The following is a 932-nucleotide window of genomic DNA, read 5'->3' as shown; positions in this document are numbered from 1 at the left end:
AGAACTTGAGATACATGACCCACTAACTAAAGCTTATAACTACCGCCATTTGAGAGATACCCTTAAAAAAGAAATGTGCCGAGCTGACCGAACAGGCAAACCCCTTTCTCTGGTTTCCCTTGAAGTCGATTACTTCCCTCAAATTCAAGACATGCACGGTCTCCCAAATACAAACGACCTTCTTGCTCGATTTGCAGAGACACTTAAAGCAATGATTCGCGCAGGAGATAGCGACTACTTTGATGGAAAGCAGACCTCTTACCTCCTCTTACCTTGCACACCTTCAGAGGGCGTTTTAGTTATTGCGGAAAGAATTCGACGCACCATAGAGGAATGCAACTGGCCAGTGGTTGATGCAATTACGGTTAGCCTGGGCTGCACAACCTATATACCTGATGACTGCTCAGGCGATCGAGATGGCGAAGCAAAGAAATTAATTGAGAACGCTCAGATTGGTTTGATCGAAGCACAAAAAAACGGCCATAACCGCGTCTGCCTGCATAGTCACTAAACAGACAAGTTCGTTGTTTACAGCTTTCTCCCCTCTATTGGCGAAAGCTCAAGACTTCTGACAATTTGTCTCGCTTGTCATTAGTGTGTAAAGTGACCCAACGAGGCTAAGTCTGTTTACCCCGGCACATCTTTCAATACTATTCGCACTTACACCCGGCACAATGACAGAATCTGATTTCCAACCCCTTATTGCATGGCTTGAACTAAACCCAAACTGGGTTTTCGTGGCTGTTTTACTTATTGCATTTATTGAGTCTCTGGCGCTTGCAGGAGTAATCGTACCCGGCGTATTGCTGCTCTTTCTTGTGTCAGCCTTGGCAGGTCACATTAATCTACCTATTGAGTGGCTTTTATTATCGGGCTTTCTCGGTGCCATATTGGGAGACGGCATCAGCTTTTTTCTTGGTCATTATTTTAAA

2 protein-coding genes are annotated in these 932 nt (G+C 44.8%); both read left to right on the top strand.

Annotation, left to right across the window (positions count from 1 at the left end; genetic code table 11):
- Positions 1–511, top strand: a 511-nt coding sequence (locus A3729_RS25505; RefSeq protein WP_156498136.1) for a GGDEF domain-containing protein, incomplete at its 5' end; no start/stop codon positions are given.
- 163 nt (positions 512–674) lie between these two features.
- The coding region (locus A3729_RS25500; protein ID WP_369820160.1) for a DedA family protein at positions 675–932 on the top strand (258 nt) is incomplete at its 3' end.

This window comes from Oleiphilus sp. HI0043, assembly GCF_001634935.1.
The sequence above is the reverse complement of the archived record's forward strand: the minus strand, read 5'-3'. Positions and strand labels throughout refer to the sequence as shown.